This window comes from Streptomyces sp. CA-106110, assembly GCF_050936285.1.
Classification (GTDB): domain Bacteria; phylum Actinomycetota; class Actinomycetes; order Streptomycetales; family Streptomycetaceae; genus Streptomyces.
Map to the genome: position 1 here is coordinate 8,389,391 of NZ_JBNJNB010000001.1, position 20,619 is coordinate 8,410,009.

The 20,619-nt window shown below is 71.6% G+C and carries 17 protein-coding genes, 1 other RNA gene and 2 pseudogenes; 11 read left to right on the plus strand and 9 right to left on the minus strand.

Annotation, left to right across the window (positions count from 1 at the left end; all coding sequences use genetic code 11):
• Positions 1–14 precede the first annotated feature (14 nt).
• Entirely contained in the window at positions 15–731 is a 717-nt protein-coding gene (locus ACQEXA_RS38710; protein WP_432927070.1) for an ABC transporter permease, read from the minus strand.
• Positions 731–1,642, minus strand: coding sequence for an ABC transporter ATP-binding protein (locus ACQEXA_RS38715; RefSeq protein ID WP_432927068.1), 912 nt, complete (start codon positions 1,640–1,642; stop codon positions 731–733). The genes ACQEXA_RS38710 and ACQEXA_RS38715 overlap by 1 nt, the downstream gene beginning before the upstream one ends.
• A 268-nt stretch (positions 1,643–1,910) precedes the next feature.
• Between ACQEXA_RS38715 and ACQEXA_RS38720 the strand changes: the two genes are divergently transcribed.
• The 4 genes from ACQEXA_RS38720 (at position 1,911) to ACQEXA_RS38735 (ending at position 6,536) form a co-directional block, all read left to right on the plus strand.
• Positions 1,911–2,786, plus strand: a complete 876-nt coding sequence (locus ACQEXA_RS38720) for a MaoC/PaaZ C-terminal domain-containing protein (RefSeq protein ID WP_432927066.1) — start codon at positions 1,911–1,913, stop codon at positions 2,784–2,786.
• 29 nt (positions 2,787–2,815) lie between these two features.
• Complete coding sequence (locus ACQEXA_RS38725) at positions 2,816–3,892, plus strand: Zn-dependent alcohol dehydrogenase (RefSeq protein ID WP_432927064.1); 1,077 nt, start codon at positions 2,816–2,818, stop codon at positions 3,890–3,892.
• Positions 3,893–3,929: 37 nt separating this feature from the next.
• Positions 3,930–4,868, plus strand: a complete 939-nt coding sequence (locus ACQEXA_RS38730; protein WP_432927062.1) for a 3-oxoacyl-ACP reductase — start codon at positions 3,930–3,932, stop codon at positions 4,866–4,868.
• A 120-nt stretch (positions 4,869–4,988) separates the two neighbouring features.
• Positions 4,989–6,536 carry a DHA2 family efflux MFS transporter permease subunit gene (locus tag ACQEXA_RS38735; protein WP_432927060.1) on the plus strand — a complete coding sequence of 516 codons (1,548 nt, stop codon included), beginning with the start codon at positions 4,989–4,991 and terminating at the stop codon, positions 6,534–6,536.
• Positions 6,537–6,676: 140 nt separating this feature from the next.
• Here the strand turns inward: ACQEXA_RS38735 and ACQEXA_RS38740 are convergent, their stop codons facing one another.
• Positions 6,677–6,832: a hypothetical protein gene (locus tag ACQEXA_RS38740; RefSeq protein WP_432927058.1), complete on the minus strand. Its 156-nt coding sequence runs from the start codon at positions 6,830–6,832 to the stop codon at positions 6,677–6,679.
• Positions 6,833–7,002: 170 nt separating this feature from the next.
• On the minus strand, positions 7,003–8,445 hold the full coding sequence (locus tag ACQEXA_RS38745) for a hypothetical protein (RefSeq protein WP_433132353.1): 1,443 nt from the start codon (positions 8,443–8,445) through the stop codon (positions 7,003–7,005).
• 640 nt (positions 8,446–9,085) lie between these two features.
• Between ACQEXA_RS38745 and ACQEXA_RS38750 the strand changes: the two genes are divergently transcribed.
• The 3 genes from ACQEXA_RS38750 to ACQEXA_RS38760 are packed head-to-tail and all read left to right on the plus strand — an operon-like array spanning position 9,086 to position 12,033.
• Positions 9,086–9,979 carry a Nif3-like dinuclear metal center hexameric protein gene (locus tag ACQEXA_RS38750; RefSeq protein WP_432927054.1) on the plus strand — a complete coding sequence of 298 codons (894 nt, stop codon included), beginning with the start codon at positions 9,086–9,088 and terminating at the stop codon, positions 9,977–9,979.
• On the plus strand, positions 9,976–10,719 hold the full coding sequence (locus ACQEXA_RS38755) for a zinc ribbon domain-containing protein (protein ID WP_360989441.1): 744 nt from the start codon (positions 9,976–9,978) through the stop codon (positions 10,717–10,719). The genes ACQEXA_RS38750 and ACQEXA_RS38755 overlap by 4 nt, the downstream gene beginning before the upstream one ends.
• Before the next feature lie 12 nt (positions 10,720–10,731).
• The gene (locus ACQEXA_RS38760; protein ID WP_433132355.1) at positions 10,732–12,033 is read left to right on the plus strand and encodes a bifunctional RNase H/acid phosphatase; all 1,302 of its coding nucleotides are present in this window, start codon (positions 10,732–10,734) and stop codon (positions 12,031–12,033) included.
• On the opposite strand, the gene eda is transcribed toward ACQEXA_RS38760, so the two are convergent.
• The 4 genes from eda to ACQEXA_RS38780 all read right to left on the minus strand — a co-directional run bounded on the left by eda (position 12,008) and on the right by ACQEXA_RS38780 (position 14,973).
• Positions 12,008–12,682: a bifunctional 4-hydroxy-2-oxoglutarate aldolase/2-dehydro-3-deoxy-phosphogluconate aldolase gene (gene eda / locus ACQEXA_RS38765; RefSeq protein ID WP_432927050.1), complete on the minus strand. Its 675-nt coding sequence runs from the start codon at positions 12,680–12,682 to the stop codon at positions 12,008–12,010. The two genes, ACQEXA_RS38760 and eda, sit on opposite strands and share 26 nt — an antisense overlap.
• 68 nt (positions 12,683–12,750) lie before the next feature.
• Positions 12,751–13,551, minus strand: a complete 801-nt coding sequence (gene yaaA, locus ACQEXA_RS38770; RefSeq protein ID WP_432927048.1) for a peroxide stress protein YaaA — start codon at positions 13,549–13,551, stop codon at positions 12,751–12,753.
• A gap of 34 nt (positions 13,552–13,585) precedes the next feature.
• Entirely contained in the window at positions 13,586–14,185 is a 600-nt protein-coding gene (locus ACQEXA_RS38775; RefSeq protein WP_432927046.1) for a hypothetical protein, read from the minus strand.
• Entirely contained in the window at positions 14,182–14,973 is a 792-nt protein-coding gene (locus tag ACQEXA_RS38780; protein WP_432927044.1) for a MerR family transcriptional regulator, read from the minus strand. Before ACQEXA_RS38780 ends, ACQEXA_RS38775 begins: the two co-directional genes overlap by 4 nt.
• A gap of 190 nt (positions 14,974–15,163) precedes the next feature.
• On the opposite strand from ACQEXA_RS38780, the pseudogene ACQEXA_RS38785 reads away from it, so the two are divergent.
• The 4 genes and pseudogenes from ACQEXA_RS38785 to rnpB all read left to right on the plus strand — a co-directional run bounded on the left by ACQEXA_RS38785 (position 15,164) and on the right by rnpB (position 17,986).
• A pseudogene (locus ACQEXA_RS38785) lies at positions 15,164–15,732 on the plus strand (Uma2 family endonuclease).
• A 63-nt stretch (positions 15,733–15,795) separates the two neighbouring features.
• On the plus strand, positions 15,796–16,650 hold the full coding sequence (locus tag ACQEXA_RS38790; protein ID WP_432927042.1) for an AraC family transcriptional regulator: 855 nt from the start codon (positions 15,796–15,798) through the stop codon (positions 16,648–16,650).
• An 84-nt stretch (positions 16,651–16,734) separates the two neighbouring features.
• Positions 16,735–17,451: pseudogene (locus tag ACQEXA_RS38795) on the plus strand (DMT family transporter); the annotation flags it as partial.
• Positions 17,452–17,566: 115 nt separating this feature from the next.
• An RNA gene (gene rnpB, locus ACQEXA_RS38800) (RNase P RNA component class A) lies at positions 17,567–17,986 on the plus strand.
• A 184-nt stretch (positions 17,987–18,170) separates the two neighbouring features.
• Here rnpB and ACQEXA_RS38805 read toward each other — a convergent pair.
• Positions 18,171–20,573, minus strand: coding sequence for a SpoIIE family protein phosphatase (locus ACQEXA_RS38805; RefSeq protein WP_433132357.1), 2,403 nt, complete (start codon positions 20,571–20,573; stop codon positions 18,171–18,173).
• Between the last annotated feature and the right edge of the window lie 46 nt (positions 20,574–20,619).

Consider the following 20,619-nt stretch of genomic DNA (forward strand, 5'->3'; position numbering starts at 1 on the left):
TCCTTCACCTCCGTTCAGACGTTCCCCGCGTTGCGGCGGTACGACAAGACAGCGTACGAACCGAACGCGAGCAACCAGGCCGTCAGGACGACGACCGCACCGAGTGCGGGGGCGTGGCCCTCGGCCACCGATATGCCGATCTCGGCGAAGCGGTGCGTCGGGGTGTACGCGGAGACCGCGCGCAGCCAGCCGGGGAACAGGGCGATGGGGAACCACAGGCCGCCGAGCACCGCGAGGCCCAGATTGCACATCATGTTGGCGACGCCCGTGGTCTGCGCGGTCAGCCGGTAGCCGTTGCCGAGGCCGAGCAGGGTGAAGGGCACCGAGCCGAGCCACAGCAGCAGCGCGATCGCCGCCCACTGCCATGCCGCCAGCCGGACCCCGTTGAGGAGTCCGCCCGCCAGGAGCACCGCGACGATCGCGGGCAGCACCGTGACCGAACCGGTCAGCGCCCGTCCGGCGACGACCTGGCGCGGGGGCATCGGGGTCACCCTCAGCTGCCGCAGCCAGCCGATCGCCCGGTCCTCGGCGACCCCGCCGCCGGTGTTCAAGGCCGAACCGACCGCGCCGTACGCCGCCATGCCCACCATGGAGGCCGTCTTCCAGTCGTTGTCCGCGCCCCCGAGGTTGGTGAAGAGCAGATACATCATCACCGGCATCGCGATCCCGCCGATCACGAAGCCCACGTCACGCAGCGTCCGGCGCACTTCGAGCCGCAGGTAGTCCCACATCACACCGTCTCCTTCTCGCGGGCCGTCAGGGCCAGGAACGCGTCGTCCAGCGACGCGGGGGCGACCTCCAGGCCGCGTATCGCGCCCAGCTCCGCCAGGGCGATGACCGTCGCGTCGGAGTCGTCCGTGCGCAGCAGCGCCCGGTCTCCGCGGACCTCCACCGAGCGCACACCGGGCAGCAGGGTCAGCCCTTCGGTGCCGCGCCCGGCCAGGTCGATGGAGACGAGGTTGCCGCCCGCCGCCCGCCTCAGCTGTTCGCCCGTGCCGTCCGCCACGATGCGGCCGCGGTCGATGACGACGATGCGGTCGGCGTGCGCGTCGGCCTCTTCCAGGTAGTGCGTCGAGAACAGGACGGTGTGACCGCGGCCGGCGTAGTCCCGCATCGAATTCCAGAAGGCGTGCCGCGCCTCCACGTCCAGCGCCGCGGTCGGCTCGTCCAGCACGAGCAGCGCGGGATTGCCGGCGAGCGCCACCGCGAACCGCACCCGCTGTGTCTGTCCGCCCGAGAGCCGGTCCACGCGCCGCCGGGCCAGATCGGCGATCCCGGCCAGTTCCAGGGCCTGCGCCACGGGCATCGGGGCCGGGTAGCGGCCTGCCACGAAGGAGACCAGCTCGTGGACGGTGACCCGGGGGACCGCCCGCGCCTCCTGCAGCATGGCGCCCACCCGGCCGGCCAGCACGGCCTGTTCCGGGGTGCCGCCGAAGAGCTCCACCCTGCCCTCGTCGGGCTCGTTCAGGCCGAGCAGAAGGGAGATGGTGGTGGACTTCCCGGCGCCGTTGCGGCCGAGCAGTGCCACCGTCTCGCCGCTCGCGATCGTCAGGTTCACGCCGTCGACGGCGCGCACCGCGCCGAAGGTCTTGACCGCCCCCGTGAAGGACACGGCAGGTTGTGTCCCGGTCGTCTTCGTCATGTCTGTGACATTACGGAGGCGGAGCTGACGGCAGTAGTGGTTGTTGTACGGACTCCGGCAGGACAAATGTCACGGCTGTCGGGGCACGGCAGCATTTCTGACACACCGTCAGCAGTCTTCCCAACTCCTGGGAGCTGGGCTATACAGAAGGACGCCGTACTGGAACGCGTTCTAGAACGGGCGGGTTCCGCGGCCGCTTGACGACCCCGGTGCGGCCGACGGTGCGGACGGCCGCGCCGGGGTCTTACCCGCCAGCGTCAGGAGCCCCATGCCCATCGATGCAGCCAAGGCCCTCGCCGCCGAACCCCGGACCGGCGAGATCACCTGGGACCGCAAGGACGTCCAGCTCTACCACCTCGGCGTCGGCGCCGGCACGAACCCTGACAGGCCGAGCCCGGCGACCGACCCCGACGAACTGCGCTACACCCTCGAGTCCCGCCTGCATGTGCTGCCGAGCTTCGCCACCGTCGCGGGCGCGGGAGCCCCGGGCGTCATCAGCGGCCTCTCCATGCCCGGCGTGGAGGTCGATCTCGCCCGCGTCCTGCACGGCGGCCAGACCCTGACCGTGCACCGGCCGATCCCGGTCGAGGGGAGGGCGAGAACCACCTCCCGGATCGCCGCCCTGTACGACAAGGGCAAGGCCGCCGTGCTCGTCCTGCGCACCGAGGCCGCCGACGCCGACGGCCCGCTGTGGACCAGCGACTCGCAGATCTTCCTGCGCGGCGAGGGCGGCTTCGGCGGCGACCGCGGGCCCTCCGCCCGCCTCGACCCGCCCACCGGGGAGCCCGACAAGGTCGCCCAGCGGCCGGTCCGCGAGGACCAGGCTCTGCTCTACCGCCTCAGCGGCGACTGGAACCCGCTGCACGCCGATCCCGAGTTCGCCAAGGTCGCCGGCTTCGAGCGGCCCATCCTGCACGGGCTGTGCACCTACGGCATCACACTCAAGGCGGTCGCCGACACACTGCTCGGCGGTGATGTGACCCGCGTACGCGCCTACACCACCCGATTCGCCGGGGTCGTCTTCCCCGGCGAGACCCTGCGCATCCGGATGTGGCGGCAGGAGGGCTCCGTCCGGGTGGCCGTGTCCGCCCTCGAGCGGGACGACGCCCCGGTCCTCGCCGACACGATCGTCGAACACTCCTGAGCCATCCAGCCTTCGAGGGGAGCCGCACCATGCGCGCAGCCGTACTGCACGAGATCGGCCAGGACAAGCTGGAGGTCCTCGACGACGTCGAGGCGACGGGCTTCGGCCCCGGCAAGGTCAGGATCCGGGTGCGCGCCACCGGGCTGTGCCACTCGGACCTGTCCGCGATGAGCGGCGTACTGCCGCAGCCGGCCCCGTTCGTGCCCGGCCACGAGGGCGCGGGCGAGGTCCTCGAAGTGGGCGAGGGCGTCGGCACCGTGAAGCCCGGCGACCGGGTGGTCGTCTGCTGGCTGCCGGCCTGCGGTGCCTGTCCCGCCTGCCGGCGCGGCCAGACCGAACTGTGCCTGGCCGGGTTCATGAACGCGGGCGCCCCCAACTTCAAGCGCCCCGGGGGTGACGTCTTCGGCTTCGCCGGCACCGGGACGTTCACCGAGGAGGTCGTCGTCGACGCGGGCTGCGCGGTGCCCATCCCGGACGACGTGCCGTACGACATCGCCGCCCTCATCGGCTGCGGTGTGACCACCGGCCTCGGGGCGGCCCTCAACACCGCCGACGTGGCGGCCGGTTCGTCCGTCGCCGTCATCGGGTGCGGTGGCGTCGGCATCTCCGCGATCCAGGGCGCGCGGCTCAAGGGCGCGGCCGAGATCGTCGCCGTCGACCCGGTGCTCTCCCGCCGCGAGGCCGCCCTGAGGTTCGGCGCCACACGGGCGGTGCCGCCGGAGGAACTGCCCGATGCCAAGCAGCAGGTCACCGGCGGCGAGGGCTTCGACTACGTCTTCGAGGTCGTCGGCAGGTCGGCCACCGCCCGCACCGCCTACGAGAACACCCGGCGCGGCGGCACGCTCGTCGTGGTCGGCGCGGGCGCCATGGACGACTTCCTCCAGCTGAACATGTTCGAGCTGTTCTTCGACGAGAAACGGATCCTGCCGTCCATGTACGGCGGCGGGGACATGCTGCGCTCCTACGAGCGGACCATCGCGCTCTGGCGTGCCGGGCGCATCGATCTGTCGGGCCTGATCACCCACCGGGTGCCGCTCGCCGGGATCAACGAGGCACTGGAGCAGATGCGGACGGGCACGGCGCTGCGTACCTGCATCGAGATCTGAGCCGCTTCCCGTCCGCACGTCTTCCGAAGGGACCCTGATGTCGCTGCCACTGGAAGGTCTGTCCGCGGTCGTCACCGGCGCGGGCCGGGGCCTGGGCCGGGCGGAGGCGTTGGAGCTCGCCCGGCTCGGCGCGGCCGTCGTCGTCAACGACTACGGGCAGCCGGGCCGGGACGGCTCGGGCGAGGCCTCGGCCGTCCCCGCCGAGGAGGTCGCCGCCGAGATCCGTGCGGCGGGCGGCCGGGCCGTCGCCCACACGGGGGACGTCGCCGACTTCGCCGAGGCCCGTGATCTCGTCGAACTGGCGGTCGCCGAGTTCGGAAAGCTCGACGTACTGGTCAACAACGCGGGCATCCTGCGGGACCGCATGGTCTTCTCGATGGCCGAGGACGAATGGGACGCGGTGATCCGGGTCCACCTCAAGGGACACTTCAACACCACCCGCTTCGCCGCCGCACACTGGAGGGCGCGCGCCAAGGCCGGGGACGGGACGGTGTACGGGCGGATCGTGAACACGTCGTCGGAGGCGTTCCTCGCCGGTTCGGCCGGGCAGCCCAACTATGCGGCGGCCAAGGGCGGAATCGTCGGACTCACCACCTCGACGGCCTTCGCCCTCGCCAGGTACGGGGTGACGGCGAACGCGATCTGCCCGCGCGCCCGGACCCGGATGACCCAGGACGTCTTCGCCGGCCTCGAGCGGCCCGACGAGGGCCTCGACCCGCTCGCCCCGGAGCACGTGGCACCGCTGGTCGGCTATCTGGCCTCACCCGCCGCCGCCCCGGTCAACGGGCAACTCCTCGTCGTGCACGGCGGCGTCGTCGCGATCATCGAACGCCCGCGCGTACAGGCCAGATTCGACACCAAGCAGGACGCCTTCAGCTACGACGAGCTCGACGCCCTGCTCACCCCGCACTACGCGCAGCGTCCGAAGGGCGACACGTTCGCGGCGGTGGAGGTGCTGGCACTGAAGCACGCATGACCGGGTCCCGGGCCGCCGCCCCACCGAAACGGCGGCCCGGTCGTCCTTCTCGCCCCCAACCGGCCCTGGCCCGCCGCGTGCCACCGGCGCCCAGGCCGCGCTCCGTGGCACCGTCGGACCATGACCACGTCGCATGCCGAGAGAGCCGCGCCTCCAGTCCAGGCACCGTGGGGTGCACTCGCCGCCCTCATGGTCGGCTTCTTCCTGCTCATGCTCGACACCACCATCGTGGTCGTGGCGATGCCCAAGCTCGCCGCCGATCTCCACACGGACATCAGTACGACGGTCTGGGTGACCAGTTCCTACTTGCTGGCGTACTCCGTGCCGCTGCTGCTGGCGGGCCGCCTCGGCGACCGGTTCGGCCCGAAGCGGATGTATCTGATCGGCTTGGCGGTCTTCACCGGAGCCTCCCTTCTGTGCGGTCTCGCGGCCGGCATCGGACAGCTGATCGCCTTCCGGGCCCTTCAGGGCCTGGGTGCCGCCACCATGTCGCCGCAGTCCATGGCGACCGTCAGCAGGATCTTCCCCAAGGAGGTCCGCGGCCGGGCCATGTCGTACTGGGGCCTGGTCTCCGGCGGCGCCATCCTCGTCGGGCCGGTCTGCGGCGGTCTGCTCATCGACTCACTGGGCTGGCGTTCGATCTTCCTGATCAACGTGCCGATCGGGATCGTCGGGCTTCTGGTGGCCCGGCGGTTCGTGCCGGCCCTGCCCGGCGACCCGCACCGCTTCGACTTCATCGGCGTACTGATCAGCGGCTTGTCCCTGTTCTGCCTCGTCTACGGCCTGGAGAACGGCAGCGACTACGAATGGTCGAGGATCACCGACAACCTCGAAGTCCTCGGCTACCGCACCGGGATTCCCGTCCGCGTCTTCGACGTCCTCGCCCTCGGAGTCGTCTTCGCGGTTCTCTTCGTCGCCTGGGAGCTGGTGAACAGGAGCGAGCCGCTGGTGCCGATGGGGATCTTCCGGGTCAGGACGTTCGCCGCAGCCAACCTGGCCGTCGCGGCCGGGGGCTTCGCCATCACCGCCGCGAGTTTCCCGGGCACTCTCTACTTCCAGGCCGGCCGGGGTATGACGCCCGCTCAGGCAGCGCTGATGATGCTGCCCTCGGCGCTGGTCTCGGTACCGCTCGCGCCCTGGATCGGCAGGCTGGTCGACCGGGTCGGGCCCAAATGGCCGGCGTTCACCGGGCTCGCCCTGTTCAGCTGCGCGCTCTTCGTCCGGCACTTCCTGATGACGCCCGACATGTCCCTGGTCCTGCTGCTCGCGCACGCCGCCTGGATGGGCGCAGCGAGCTCGCTGATGATGAGCCCGCTGGCCGTCGCGGCGATGCAGGGCCTGCCGCCCACCTACATCGGCGCGGGGTCTGGCGTGTTCAACGCTTCACGGCAGATCGGTGCCACGCTCGGCTCCGCGGTCATCGCGACCGTCATGACGGCCCAGTTCAAGACCCAGATCGCGGCGCACTCGGCGAGCCTCACCGCGAGCAGGCGGGAGGCGCTCAAGAACATCGACTTCCAGCGGCTGGAGTCCGCACACGGCGTGCAGGACTCCGTCCGTGCCGTCGTCTCGGCCGTCATGGCCAACGCCCTGCTGTGGCCGGCGGCGGCGATGGCGATCGGGGCGGCCATGATGCTGCTCGTACGCGGTCCGGCACGCCGGGAATGAACGCTCGCCGAGGGGCGGCCGGCTCCGGACCGCCCGGCCGTTCCTGATCCTGCACGACGAGGGCCCCGTCCGTGAGGAACGGACGAGGCCCTCGGTGGAACCGATGCACCTTCAGAAAGCGATCGCCTTCTGATCGGACGTCACGCGGCGGTCTGCTCGGAAGGCTTGCGGTGACGCCCGTTGGGGGTCGCGTCGGTCTCCCGGGCGGATACCGGACCGCGGTGCCGGCCGTGCCCGTCGGGCTCGCCGGCCCCGGTGCCGGGCGGCTGGGTGGTGCTGGTGTCGTTCACGCTCATCGGAAGTCTTCACCCCGTAGATATGACCTTCGTACAGGCGGGCGATCTTAGTGGGCACCTGCGGCTGTGGTGACGGGAGACACCCCGGTTAGACACGGGTTGTTGCCGTTTCGTTGAGGAAGACCCGTCGGGCGTGGACCGTCCCCGCTCCCGTCCATATGTGCCGTCCGTCATGGGCGTCCCCCGCTCATGGAGGTCTCGCGGCCGGAAGCAGCACCGTGGGGGGTCAGAAGACGAAAGCGGGGGCGGTTGAGCACGATGCCGCTCGATCCGGACGACGGGGGTCCGCCCGCCGGGGCGGCCGCGGGAAGGGGAGATCTCTGGGGGACCTCGGGTTTGGGTGTCACAGGTGTCCCGGGGGCGGTCGCGGGGACGGGTGATCCCTGAGCGGCCTCGGGCTCGGGTGCCAGAGGGGTGCCGGGGGCGGTCGCGGGGAGGGAGGTTCCCCGGGCGCTCTGCGGGGCGTATGCCGCGGGGGTCCCGAAGGGGGCATCTCGCAGGGGCACCGGACGTGCCGACCCCTCCCGCTCGGGGCGTTCCGCGACCTGCTGTTCGCGCGTGTCCCTCGGCGCCGCCGGTGCGACCGGACCCCTGGGCACCGCCAGGCTCGCCACCCCGCACCGGACGGCCCGCGTCGCGAACGGCAGCCGCAGCACCCCCTCCCGCGTCCACAGCCCCGCCCCCGCCAACCAGCCCGCGGGCGGCGCGAGATGCCGGACCCTGCGCTCGGCCGGGCGCCACAACCCGAGCCAGCTGCCCGCCGCACCGTCGATCCGCAGCGCCACCGCGCAGCTCTCCGGCATCAGGGCCTGGCCCGGCTGGATCGCGAACGGCGTCGTCGGACAGCCCAGTCGCAGACAATCGGGGAAGCGCACCGGCAGCGTGCTCCCCAACACGCCCCAGCCAAGCCGGTCCTCACCCGGTGACGGCGCGTCCGAGCGGATCAGCAGCAGCCCGCTGTCCGGATCCGCGAGCAGCAGCCGGTCGTTGCTCGCGTCCGTGATCTGCAACAGCGGCGACACCTCCCCGCCCCGCGCGAGATCCACCACGACCGTCTTCGTGGGACCCGACTCGGGCGTGCTGTCCAGGGCCAGCAGCCGGCCCGTGCGATCCAGCCACGCCCCGCCCGAGCACCGGCCGGGCACCTGCGCCAGCCGCTCGGGTCCGCCCGGTCCGCCTGCGACCAGCCAGAGCGCCGTCGACCCCTCGTCCACGGCGAGTGCGAACGCCCGGTCCCCCGTGGGCGCGGGCGGGAGCAGCCGGACCCGGGTCCCCTCCCGGGGGCACTCCAGCGCGCCGAGCGGCAGTTCGCCGGTCCCCGGCCCGGTCGGGTAGAGCAGGGAGAACGTGTGCCGCCCGTCGACGAGGCGGTGGATCAGCACCCGGCCGTCGGCCAAGGGCTGCACCTCGGTGCCGGGTTCCTCCGGCTGGGTGCCGGGCAGGGGCACGGCGTAGGGTTCGGGGCCGTCCAGGGTCCAGCGTTCCGGGTACCAGCACTCGCCGTTCAGGGCGAGACGCGCCGCGTAGGAGCCGTCCGCGGTGAGCACGCATCCGGGCCGCTCGGCCCGTTCGTTCCCGTTCGGCGCGGCGGTCGTGAAGGCACAGGCCGTCATCGTTCGGTCACCTCCGGCAACGAAGCTAGTTTTCGTACGCACGGGCGTGACATGGGCAGACGGCCGCTTCACACATAAGGGTGTTCGTCATGCGATTCCGCTGAGGAAACGGGGGCGGGTGTGCTGCACCAGGGGGCGCGCGACGGCCCCGCGCGACCTCTGCCTGGCGGGGACCGGTTCTCTCATGGCCTCGTCTTCGCGCGGGTGGCTCGGTTCTCTCGCTACCTCCCCCTGACGCGGACCCGCGTCTCTCACGACCTTTTCCTCGCGCCCGCCGGTCCTCTCGTGACCTTTTCCTCGCGCCCGCCGGTCCTCTCACGACCTTTTCCTCGCGCCCGCCGGTCCTCTCGTGACCTTTTCCTCCTGCGGACCCGGGCCTCTCGTCGTCTCCCGGCGCGCGGCACAGGTCCTCTCGCGATCCCCTTCTCGCACCCGCCCGGTCCCCTCCCGACCTTTTCCTCCCACGGATCCGGGCCTCTCGTCACCTCCCCGGCGCGCGGCGCAGGTCCTCTCGCGACTCCCTTCTCGCACCCGCCCACCCGGCCCTCCCGGGCGGGCATCCGGGGCCGCCGCGCCCGTCCGTCCGGCCCGTCGTCCGTGACCGATGGGGCAGGGACCCGGGGCAGGTAGCCTTTTCCCCGTGCCCCGTCTGTCTGAAGTCATCGCCGCGCTGGAGACCCTGTGGCCCGCCGAGCGGGCCGAGTCCTGGGACGCGGTCGGCACGGTTGTCGGTGACCCCGGCCAGGGGGTGTCCCGGGTCCTGTTCGCCGTCGACCCCGTGCAGGAGATCGTCGACGAGGCGGTGGAGCTGGGCGCCGACCTTCTGGTGACCCACCACCCGCTCTATCTGCGCGGTACGACGACGGTGGCGGCGTCCACCTTCAAGGGCCGGGTCGTGCACACCCTGATCAAGAACGACATCGCGCTGCACGTCGCCCACACCAACGCCGACCGGGCCGACCCCGGCGTCAGCGACGCCCTCGCCGGCGCGCTCGACCTGCGGGTCCTGCGCCCCCTGGTCCCGGACCCGACCGATCCGGAGGGCCGCCGGGGCCTCGGCCGGGTCTGCGAGCTGGACCACCCCGTGACCCTGCTCGAGCTGACCGCCCGCGCCGCCGAGCGGCTGCCCGCCACCGCGCAGGGCATCCGGGTGGCCGGGGACCCCGAGGCACTGGTCCGCACGATCGCCGTCAGCGGCGGTTCCGGCGACAGTCTCTTCGACGAGGTCCGCGCGGCCGGCGTCGACGCCTTCCTCACGGCGGACCTGCGCCATCACCCGGCGTCGGAGTTCATGGCCGCCGGCGCCCACAGTCCTCTCGCGCTGCTCGACGCGGCGCACTGGGCCACCGAATGGCCCTGGTGCGAGCTGGCCGCCGCCCAGCTCGACGAGATCTCCGACCGTCATGGATGGGACCTGCGCGTCCATGTCTCGAAGACGGTCACCGACCCCTGGACCGCCCACGCGGCGCCCGCCACCGCCCTTCCGAGGAGCGCTGTGCGCGCACCGTCCGATACCCCTGGAGCCCCCAACTGAACGCCGCGCCCGCCGACCAGATCCGACTCCTCGACGTCCAGTCCCTGGACGTACGCCTGCAGCAGCTCGCGCACAAGCGGAAGTCCCTGCCCGAGCATGCCGAGATCGAGTCGCTGACCAAGGACCTCACACAGCTGCGCGACCTGCTGGTGGCCGCGCAGACCGAGGAGAGCGACACCGCCCGCGAGCAGACCAAGGCGGAGCAGGACGTGGACCAGGTGCGCCAGCGTGCCACCCGCGACCAGCAGCGCCTCGACTCCGGCGCGGTCACCTCGCCGAAGGACCTGGCGAACCTCCAGCACGAGATCGCCTCCCTCGCCAAGCGGCAGGGCGACCTGGAGGACGTCGTCCTCGAGGTGATGGAGCGCCGCGAGTCCGCGCAGGAGCGGGTCGCCGAGCTGACCGAGCGTGTCGCGTCGGTGCAGTCGAAGATCGACGACGCCACGGCGCGCCGGGGCGCGGCCTTCGAGGAGATCGACGGCGAGGCCGCCTCGGTGACGAAGGAGCGCGAGGTCGTCGCGGGTTCGGTGCCCGCGGATCTGCTGAAGCTGTACGACAAGCTGCGCGAGCAGCAGGGCGGCATCGGCGCGGCCAAGCTGTACCAGCGCACCTGCCAGGGCTGCCGCCAGGAGCTGGCGATCACCGAGCTCAGCGAGATCCGCGCGGCCGCGCCCGACACGGTGGTGCGCTGCGAGAACTGCCGCCGCATCCTGGTGCGCACCTCCGAGTCCGGACTGTAAGAGGCGTACGGCGTGCGGGAGTTCATCGTCGAGGCCGACGGCGGGTCCCGGGGCAACCCGGGGCCCGCGGGCTACGGCAGCGTGGTGCGTGACGCGGCGACCGGCCGAACGCTGGCGGAACGGGCCGAGTTCATCGGCACCGCCACCAACAACGTCGCCGAGTACCGGGGACTGCTGGCCGGGCTGCGTGCAGCCCGCGAACTGGACCCGGACGCACGGGTGTCGGTCCGCATGGACTCCAAGCTGGTCGTGGAGCAGATGTCCGGCCGCTGGAAGATCAAGCACCCGGACATGAGACCGCTGGCGATGCAGGCGGCCGCCGTCTTCCCCGCCGGGCAGGTCACGTACGAGTGGATCCCGCGCGAACGCAACAAGCACGCGGACCGTCTGGCCAACGACGCGATGGACGCGGGGAAGCGGGGCGAGCAGTGGGACGCGTCCCGGTCCACCGCGGACCTGGACGTGAACGGCGTGACGGCGCCTGATCCGGTCGGGCCGCCGGCTGATGCGAGCGCCGGCGCTGCGCGGGCGCGGGCGGCCCTGGCGGCCTCGGCCGCTTCGTCCTCCGGCGTCCGTTCACCGGACCGGCGGCAGGAGGGCGCGGCCGCGAGCGCCGGGTCCGGCCGGGCGGAGCGGGCCGGCGCCGACGTCCGGGCCGCCCGTAACGTCGCCTCGGCCCCGCCCGACCTCGGCACCCCCACCACCTTCGTGCTGCTGCGCCACGGCGAGACGGCCCTCACCCCGCTCAAGCGGTTCTCCGGCAGCGGCGGCAGCGACCCGGCGCTCTCCGAGGTCGGACGCCGCCAGGCCGAACTCGTGGCCGGAGCGCTCGCCGCACGCGGGACCATCGAGGCCGTCGTCTCCTCGCCCCTCGTGCGCTGCCGTGAAACGGCCGGGATCGCCGCCGCCCGCCTGGGACTCGACGTCAGCGTGGAGGAGGGGCTGCGCGAGACGGACTTCGCGGCCTGGGAGGGTCTCACGTTCGGCGAGGTGCGCGAGCGGTACCCCGACGACATGAACGCCTGGCTGAGCGATCCGGAGGCCGAATCCAGCGGCGGCGGCGAGAGCTTCGAGGCGGTCGCCCGCCGGGTCGCCGCCGCACGGGACAAGCTGCTCGCCTCCCACGCGGGCCGCACGGTCCTGCTCGTCTCGCACGTCACGCCCATCAAGACCCTCGTCCGCCTCGCTCTCGGCGCACCTCCCGAGGCACTGTTCCGCATCGAACTGTCGGCGGCGTCGCTGACCGCGGTGGCGTACTACGGCGACGGCAACGCCAGTCTCCGCCTCCTCAACGACACGTCCCCTCTGCGCTGATCGGGCGGCGCAGCCCCGCCGCCTCCCGCGCCAGCCGCTCGACGCGGGCCCAGTCCTTCGCCGCGACCGCGTCCCCGGGCAGCATCCATGTCCCGCCCACACAACCGACGTTGGGCAGTGCCAGATACTCGGGGGCGTTCTCGGGGCCGATGCCGCCCGTAGGGCAGAAGCGGGCCTGCGGGAGCGGTCCGGCGAGCGACTTCAGATACGCCGTACCGCCGGCCGCCTGCGCCGGGAAGAACTTCATCTCCCGTACGCCCCGCTCCAGCAGGGCCACGACCTCCGACGTCGTCGACACGCCCGGCAGGAACGGCACCCCGGACGCCCGCATCGCCGCCAGCAGCGTGTCCGTCCAGCCGGGGCTGACCAGGAAGCGTGCGCCCGCCGCCACGCAGTCGTCCACCTGCCCGGGGCTGATCACCGTGCCCGCCCCGACCACCGCGTCCGTGACCTCGGCCCTGATCGCACGGATCGCGTCGAGCGCGGCAGGGGTGCGCAGCGTCACCTCGATCGCGGGCAGCCCGCCCGCCACGAGCGCCCGCGCCAGGGGTACGGCATCGGCCGCGTCGTCCAGAACGACCACGGGGACGACGGGCGCGAGATCGAGGACCGGAACGGCGGACGGCGACGAGGGCAGTGGCGTGGTCATGGCCGTATCCTGCCCAGCGAAAACAGCATGCGCAAAGCTCATTGCGCATGCTGCAATGCCTCCGAGTGTCAGTGGATCTCCGTCACCACCACGTCCAGGGACCACGCCTTCCCCGGTCCGGCGGGCGCCTCGGCCTCCACCACATAGCCGAGGTCTCTTAGCGCCTCCACAAGCGCCGCCGGGTGCTTGGGCGCGGCTCCGGCCGTGAGCAGGGCGCGGACGATGCGCCCCTTCGTCGCCTTGTTGAAGTGGCTGACGACCGAGCGCTTCTCCACGCCGTCCACCACCTGGGAGTGCAGTACCCGCACGGTCGCCGTCCGCCCGGCGACGACGCCTTTCGGCCGCCATGCGGGCGTGTACGCGGAGGAGCGCAGGTCGAGCACCAGTCCGTCGCCCGCCACTTCGGGCAGGACGGTGGCCATCGGCGTGCGCCAGTGGGAGGCGAGCGCCCCGAGTCCGGGCAGCTTCGCTCCCATCGAGCAGCGGTACGAGGGGATGCGGTCGGTCACACGGACCGCGCCCCACAGGCCGGAGAAGACCAGGAGCGACGCGGAGGCACGCCGCTTCGCTGCCGTGTCCAGCGAGGACAGATCCAGTGCGTCGTACAGCACACCGGTGTAGATCTGCCCCGCGGGCCGCGCCCCCGCGGTCCGCAGCCCGGTGTTCTTCGCGACCTCCCCGCGCAGGCCCTCACTGAGTCCGAGCACCTCGCATGCCTTGTCCTCGTCGCCCCCGCACAGCTCCACCAGCTCGGCGAGGACGGCCTCCCGCGCGGCGGTCAGCCCCGGCAGCGACAGCGACCCGAGGTCCAGCGGGGCACCGCGACCGGAGGACGCCTTGCCTTCGGAGGGCGGGAGCAGGACGAGCACGGATTCTCCTCAGGAGCGAGTGGTGGGGCGTTCGTCAGGTTACGGGGTCCCCTTGGGGCCGTGCCGATCGCGCCTGCGTGAGCGCCCGTACGACACGGTCGGCGTCGTCGGCGTGGAAGCGGACGACCCGGACCGGGCGGCTGTGGCCGAAAAAGGTGAGGTGGACGACCGGCTCGGTCAGTTCGAGCGTGATGGAGGTCTGGGAGCCGACCGGGAGGTCCAGTTCGCCCTCGCGGCGTTCGTGCACGGTGCGCAGTTCGCGGCGCACGGTCCCGATGCGCTCCAGCGGGATGCGCAGATCGACGTGGGCGGCCCGGCGGGCGCGCAGACATGTGCGGTCGAGTACGTGCGGGCGCACCATGTGGGCCGCGTACAGGGCGACGACGAAGACGACGGTGTAGACGTCCAGGAACAGCACCACCCGGTGCAGCAACGGCCAGCCGCGCAGCAGCACGGACATGGTGAAGGTCTCCACCACGCACACGAACGCGAACCCGGACAGCACCGCGCCCTGTCCCCGTGCGTATCCGAAGGCCTGGCCGCCGGCCGTCCCGTGGGTCCGGCGCGCGGCCCACAGCGCCAGGCTCGCAAGGAGCCGCATCTCGTGCCGCACCAGGACGCACGCCGTTCTCATCGCCGGCCCCGCAGGTGCATCCGCAGCGCGCGGCGGACGGCTTCCGCCTGGGCCGGTGACATGTCCGCGTAGAGCGCATGCAGGAAGGCGTGGTCGTCGTCGACGCCCTCCTCGGGCACCAGACCGTCCGGCAGGCACGCTTCGACCGCCCGGGCGGCCTCCTCGACCCGCGGATCGTCCACGCCGGCGTCCACGAGGGCGTCGAGCAGCGCATAGACGTCCTGCGCCTGTTCCACGGCGGCCGGGTCCCCGAACGCCTCGCCCAGTGCGGCCGCCAGCCGCTTCCGCTCCTCGGGTCCGGCCGCGGTCTCGATCAGTGCCAGCACCTCGCGGTCCTTGGCGGCCATGGGGGAATCGAGGAAGCGCTCCATCCCGGCGAACAGGGCGGCCAGTTCGGGGGAGACGGGGTCCTCGCCCGGCCGGCCCCGCTCCAGCAGCAGGCGCAGCCGGGCCCGGCGCTCACGGATCGCCGCCTCCTGCCGCGCCAGGTCCTCGTCCAGCTCCGCGAGCACCTCGGCGAGGTCGCGCCCCTCGTCGTCCGCGAGCACGTCCCGCACCTCGGCGAGGTCGCGCCCCTCGTCGTCCGCGAGCACGTCCCGCACCTCGGCGAGACCGAGGCCCAGCTCGGTCAGCCGCCGTATCCGGGCGAGGACCACGGCATGCCGCAGTCCGTAGTCCCGATAGCCGTTGGGGCGCCGGTCAGGTTCGGGCAGGAGCCCGAGATGGTGGTAGTGGCGCACGGTCCGCGTGGTGACGCCGACGGCCGCGGCCAGTTCTCCGATCCGCATGGCACCAGTACAAACGCTGACGTCGCGGCAGGGTCAAGCGAGCACTCCGCCGCTTCTCACGTGCCCGGATGTCCCTGACGGTGGCCGTGATCGTGTGCCACGATCGAGGGAACGGTTCCCGATCTCACGGACAGTTGATCTTCCGATGTCCCAGTCTGGCGAGCGACCGAAGGGGGGTGACGTGACTGCCATGGCCCATGAGCCGCTCACGCAGGCAGAGGTCCTGCTGGAGGGGTTTCTCGCTCTGGACATCCCGGAGGGTTTCAGGGCTGAGCTGATCGAGGGGGAGATCGTTGTGACCCCGCCGCCGGACGGGGATCACGAGGACTACATCGAGTTGATCGTGATGCAGGTGTACAGGCGGTCCCGGACCGACATGCAGTTCTCCGGGAACAAGGGGCTGAAGCTGAAGAACGAGGGTGGAGCCCCGAAAGACCACATCATCCCGGACGGCACATTCGCCCCCAGGGATCTGCGCCTCTACCGGAGCGCGACCCCTGGATTCCCTGCGAGGGAGTCGCCATGGTGCTGGAGGTGACGTCGACCAAGCCCAGGACCGACCGCGAGGTCAAACGCCGCTGCTACGCCCGCGGCGACATCCCCCTCAACTTGCTGGTCGACCGCGCAGCCTCTTCGATCACCTTGTTCAGCGAACCCGAGAAGGACGACTACCGCCAGCACTGCACGTTCCCCTTCGGCAAGTCGCTGACCCTCCCCGAGCCGTTCGCCTTCGAACTGGACACGACCGACTTCCTCTGAGCTCCTCGGCGGTATGGAAACGGGCGCTGAAGGCGTTGCACCCCCTGATGAGGGGGGTGCAGGGTGAGCGCACGTGAACAGGCCCATTGGACCAGGGCACATCTCGGCCGCTGCGGGCCGTCGCTCGACCTGCTCACCGCCCGCTTCGACCAGCACCGCTACGCCCCGCACGCCCACGACGAGTACACGATCGGCGTCTGCACCGGCGGCTCCGAGGTCATCGACTACCGCGGCGGCCACATCCGCACCGGACCGGGCACGATCGTCGTCCTCGACCCCGGTGAGATGCACACCGGTGCACCCGCCACCGCCACCGACGGTTACGCCTACCGCGCCCTGTACGCGGAGCCGTCGCTGCTCGCCGACGGCATCCTGGGCGGCCTCCCGCACTTCCGCGAACCCGTCGTCGACGACCCCGAACTCGTCGCCGCGCTGCGTGCCACACACACCCAACTGAGCGTCTGCCCCGACCCGTTGGAGGCCGAGTCGCGCCTGCCCTGGCTGCTCACGGCGCTCGCCCGCCGCCACTCCACGGCCCGCGCGCTCGACGACGCGATCCCCGGCGCGGCCTCCATCGCCCACGCCGTACGGGACCGTCTCGCCGACGAACTCGTCACCCCGCCCTCCCTCGCCGACCTCGCCGCCGGGCTCGGCCTGTCCCGCTACCAGTTGCTCCGTGCCTTCCGCACGACCATGGGGGTGCCTCCGTACGCCTGGCTCGCCCAGCACCGGGTGAACCGGGCCAGGACCTTGCTGGAGGCCGGCCTGCGCCCTGCTGAGGTGGCCGCCCTCGTCGGCTTCGCCGACCAGGCGCATCTGACGCGCTGGTTCCGGCGGGTGCTCGGGGTGACCCCGGCGGCGTACCGCACGAGCGTGTCCGTGACGGTGTACCGCAACAGCGTTCAAGACGCGGGGTGAGCAGACGCCGACACTGCCGGTATGACTGCACGCGGCTGGTTCCTGTTCTCCCTGATGGGAGTGATCTGGGGCGTCCCCTACCTGATGATCAAGGTGGCGGTGGACGCCGTGTCCCCGTCCATGGTGGTGTTCACGCGCTGTGCGCTGGGTGCCCTGCTCCTGCTGCCCTTCGCGCTACGCCAAGGGGGCCTGATCCGGACCGTACGGGCGCACTGGGCACCGATGCTGGCCTTCGCGTGCATCGAGATCATCGGCCCCTGGTTCACCCTCACCGACGCCGAGCGCCATCTGTCCAGCTCCACCGCCGGCCTGCTCATCGCGGGCGTTCCGATCGTCGGCGTGGTCATGGCCCGCTTCTTCGGCGCCACCGAACGGCTCGGCGTCCGGCGGATCGTCGGGCTCGCGCTCGGCCTCGGGGGCGTGGCGGTCCTCACGATCCCGCATCTGACCGGCGGCGACGCGCGCTCCCTGGCCGAGGTGCTGGTGACCGTGCTCGGCTACGCCACGGCGCCGCTGATAGCCGCCCGGTACATGAAGGACGTGCCCTCGCTCCACCTCACGGCGCCCTGCCTGACCCTCGCGGCACTGGTGTACGCCCCGGCCGCCGCGGCCACCTGGCCGAGCACCGTGCCGTCCGCGCAGGTGCTGGCCGCGCTCGCCGGACTGGGCGTCATCTGCACCGCCGTCGCCTTCGTGGCCTTCCTGGAGCTGATCAAGGAGGTGGGCCCGACCCGCTCGACGGTCATCACGTACGTCAATCCGGCGGTCGCGGTCGCGGCGGGCGCGATCTTCCTGAACGAGCGGCTGACGGCGGGCATCGTCGTCGCCTTCGCGCTGATCCTCGCCGGCTCGGTGCTGGCGACGGCCGCGGCACCCAAGCGCTCGGCACGCCCGGTACCATGGTCGATACGGCAGACGAGCCGGGCGGACGGCCGCGTGGAGTCCCCCTAGGGGCTCCCCGAGGAACGTCCGGGCTCCACAGGGCAAGGTGGTGGCTAACGGCCACCCGGGGTGACCCGCGGGACAGTGCCACAGAAAGCAAACCGCCGGGACCGTATGCGTACGGCCCCGGTAAGGGTGAAACGGTGGTGTAAGAGACCACCAGTGCCCAGGGTGACCTGGGCAGCTCGGTAAACCCCACCCGGAGCAAGGTCAAAAGGGGGCACCCCTCCGAAAGAAGGGGCGTTCCTGCGCGGACGTTCGAGGGCTGCCCGCCCGAGTCCGCGGGTAGACCGCACGAGGCCGGCGGCAACGCCGGTCCTAGATGGATGGCCGTCACCCTGAGGGCCGCGAGGACCTCGGGGGACAGAACCCGGCGTACAGCCCGACTCGTCTGCCGTCTGGGCTTTGGCCTGGGCTTATGGTCTGGGCGGGGCCCTTTACCGTGTCCGGGCAGTGCCCGCTTCGACCTGCGAGTTCCCGGGCGTTCCCGCGCGAGTGTGCACGCGTTGTGCACTCGCGTACCTCCGGCCTCGGACGTCCCAGGGACGGCCCGGCCGTGGACGTGGCCGGGCGTCTGCTCAACCGTGTGAGGGTGCGGAGTCCAGGTCGGCCCAGATGACTTTGCCGCCGGATTCCGGGCGGGTGCCCCATCTGCGGGACAGCTGGGTGACCAGGAAGAGGCCGCGGCCGTTTTCGTCGATGGCGCGTGCGTGACGCAAGCGTGGGGAGTTGGCGTCGGTGTCGAATACTTCGCAGGTCAGGACTTGATGCTGGATCAGACGCAGTCCGATTGGGCCGGTGCTGTGGCGGATGGCGTTGGTGACCAGTTCACTGACGATCAGTTGCGTGGGGTCCTGGAGACCTTCCAGGCCCCATTCGGTCAGCTGACGGGCTGCCATGTGCCGGGCGCTGCGGACAGCGGTCCGGTCGTTCGGCAGCGTCCAGGAGGCGACCTGGGCGGGATTGAGAGAGCGGGTCCGCACCAGAAGCAGGGTGACGTCGTCGGACGGTGCCTGACGCGGGCGGGGCTGCGTCGCTCGGGTGCACAGGTCTTCCAGGGCGCGATCCGGTTGGGCCAGGGCGGCGGCCAGGCGGCGCATTCCCACGTCGATGTCGTGGTCGCGGGCTTCGATCAGGCCGTCGGTGTACAGGGCGAGGAGAGTGCCCTCGGGCAGTTCCAGCTCCACGGCCTCGAAGGGAACCCCCAGCCCGATGCCGAGTGGGCTTCCGGTGGGCAGGTCGGGGAAGGTGACCCGGCCCTGCGGGTCGATGATCGCGGGCGGAGGGTGCCCGGCCCGTGCCATGGTGCACCTTCGGGTGATCGGGTCGTAGACGGCGTACAGGCAGGTGGCGCCTACAACCGTGGGGGCCTGGTCCGCGGCGTCGACGTCCGCCTCGGCCAGTCGCTGGAACGTGCCATCGAGACGGGCCAGCAGTTCGTCGGGGGGCATCTCCAGGTCGGCGAGCGTGCGTACGGCGGTGCGGAGCCTGCCCATGGTCGCGGCGGCGTTGATGCCGTGTCCGACGACATCGCCGACGACGAGGGCCACCCGGGCGCCGGACAGCGGGATCACGTCGAACCAGTCGCCTCCGACGCCGGCTTCCGTGTCGGCCGGCAGGTAGCGCCAGGCCGCCTCGACCGCCGCGCCGCCCATCAAACGGTGGGGCAGCAGGTTGCGTTGGAGCGCGAGGGCCGCGGTGTGTTCGCGCGTGTATTGGCGGGCGTTGTCCAATGACAGCGCGGCCCGGGTGACGAGCTCCTCGGCCAGGAGCAGGTCATCCTCGTGAAAGGGGACGGGGTCCTCGGTGCGGAGGAACAGCGCGATACCCAGGACGGCGCGCCGCGCAATGATGGGCACGATCATCAGGGAATGTGTCCCGTGCTCACGGATCTTTTGCGCCCGCGTCGGGTCGTGGTCGATCCATGCCCCAGGAGAGGTGTCCAGCACCGGTTCCAGGTAGGACCTCCCTGTGCGCAGAACGCCGGCGTGCGGCAAGGTTGCGGGGACGAAAACCGTCTCCCCTGGCGCAAAGGACGACTCCGGGACTCCTGGGTGGATCGAGGCCTGACCGGCACGGAGGAAAACGGGAGGGCGACCGCTCATCGTGTCGATTCGGGTCGGGGGCTCTTCGCCGAACGGGACGGACTCCCCCAGGTCGACGTAGGCGTAGTCGGCCAGCAGGGGCACGGCAAGATCGGCCAGTTCCTGCCCGGTCTGCATGATGTCCAGGGTGCTGCCGATACGCGTGCGGGCCTGGCTGAGGATGGCAAAGCGCTCGCGCGTCCGCTGATTGCCGGTGACATCCACGCTGATGCAGCACACCCCCAGTGTCGTGCCGTCCGCGTCCTGGAGGCAGAAGTACGAGACCGAGAACGCATGCTCCCGGCGCGGATCTTCCGTCGGCCACACACGGTACTCGTGGACCGCGGTGGTGCCGTTCCGCAGCGCCTGCTGCATCACCGCTTCCAGGGCTTCGGCCTCGAAGCCGGGCAGGGACTCGGTGATTCGACGGCCGAGCCGCCGGTCGCGGGAGATGCCGTCGTGGCTCTCTATTGTGTCGTTCACCCAGACGCAACGCAGCTGCGGGTCACGAACGACGATGCCGATCGGCGCGTGGGTGAGAAGCGACTCCCGCACCGATCCGTTTCCCGCGTCCCGGGAGAGCGTGCCGATGTCGGTGGCGGACACAAGCCACCGGAAGGTTCCGTCCTGCCCCCTCAACGTCGAGATCCGATGATTGAGGTCCAGCATGCGGCCATCGCGATGGCGCACCGTCATCATGCCCGACCAGTCATTTTGGGCACGGCACTGCTCGATCAAGGCCGATATCGTCGGCGTTTCCCCGGAAGACGGCAGCACGAGTGCGGCGGACCGGCCCACCACGTCCCCGGCGGAGTACCCGAGAAGCCGCTCGGCGGCCTGCGTCCATGCGACCACCGTTCCACGCTCGTCGAGCATCGCGACCGCTGACTCGGGCATCTCGCGCATATTCAAACGCTCACCAAAGGTCACCCTGTCCGCGCTG

Excerpts from the sequence above, each read along its gene's own strand:
- ACQEXA_RS38775 (WP_432927046.1), bottom strand. The coding sequence starts at position 14,185 with ATGAGAACGGCGTGCGTCCTGGTGCGGCACGAGATGCGGCTCCTTGCG.
- ACQEXA_RS38730 (WP_432927062.1), top strand. The coding sequence starts at position 3,930 with ATGTCGCTGCCACTGGAAGGTCTGTCCGCGGTCGTCACCGGCGCGGGC.
- ACQEXA_RS38740 (WP_432927058.1), bottom strand. The coding sequence starts at position 6,832 with ATGAGCGTGAACGACACCAGCACCACCCAGCCGCCCGGCACCGGGGCC.
- ACQEXA_RS38725 (WP_432927064.1), top strand. The coding sequence starts at position 2,816 with ATGCGCGCAGCCGTACTGCACGAGATCGGCCAGGACAAGCTGGAGGTC.
- ACQEXA_RS38720 (WP_432927066.1), top strand. The coding sequence starts at position 1,911 with ATGCCCATCGATGCAGCCAAGGCCCTCGCCGCCGAACCCCGGACCGGC.
- ACQEXA_RS38805 (WP_433132357.1), bottom strand. The coding sequence starts at position 20,573 with ATGCCCGAGTCAGCGGTCGCGATGCTCGACGAGCGTGGAACGGTGGTC.
- ACQEXA_RS38745 (WP_433132353.1), bottom strand. The coding sequence starts at position 8,445 with ATGACGGCCTGTGCCTTCACGACCGCCGCGCCGAACGGGAACGAACGG.
- ACQEXA_RS38735 (WP_432927060.1), top strand. The coding sequence starts at position 4,989 with ATGACCACGTCGCATGCCGAGAGAGCCGCGCCTCCAGTCCAGGCACCG.
- ACQEXA_RS38715 (WP_432927068.1), bottom strand. The coding sequence starts at position 1,642 with ATGACGAAGACGACCGGGACACAACCTGCCGTGTCCTTCACGGGGGCG.
- eda (WP_432927050.1), bottom strand. The coding sequence starts at position 12,682 with ATGACCACGCCACTGCCCTCGTCGCCGTCCGCCGTTCCGGTCCTCGAT.
- ACQEXA_RS38780 (WP_432927044.1), bottom strand. The coding sequence starts at position 14,973 with ATGCGGATCGGAGAACTGGCCGCGGCCGTCGGCGTCACCACGCGGACC.
- ACQEXA_RS38710 (WP_432927070.1), bottom strand. The coding sequence starts at position 731 with ATGTGGGACTACCTGCGGCTCGAAGTGCGCCGGACGCTGCGTGACGTG.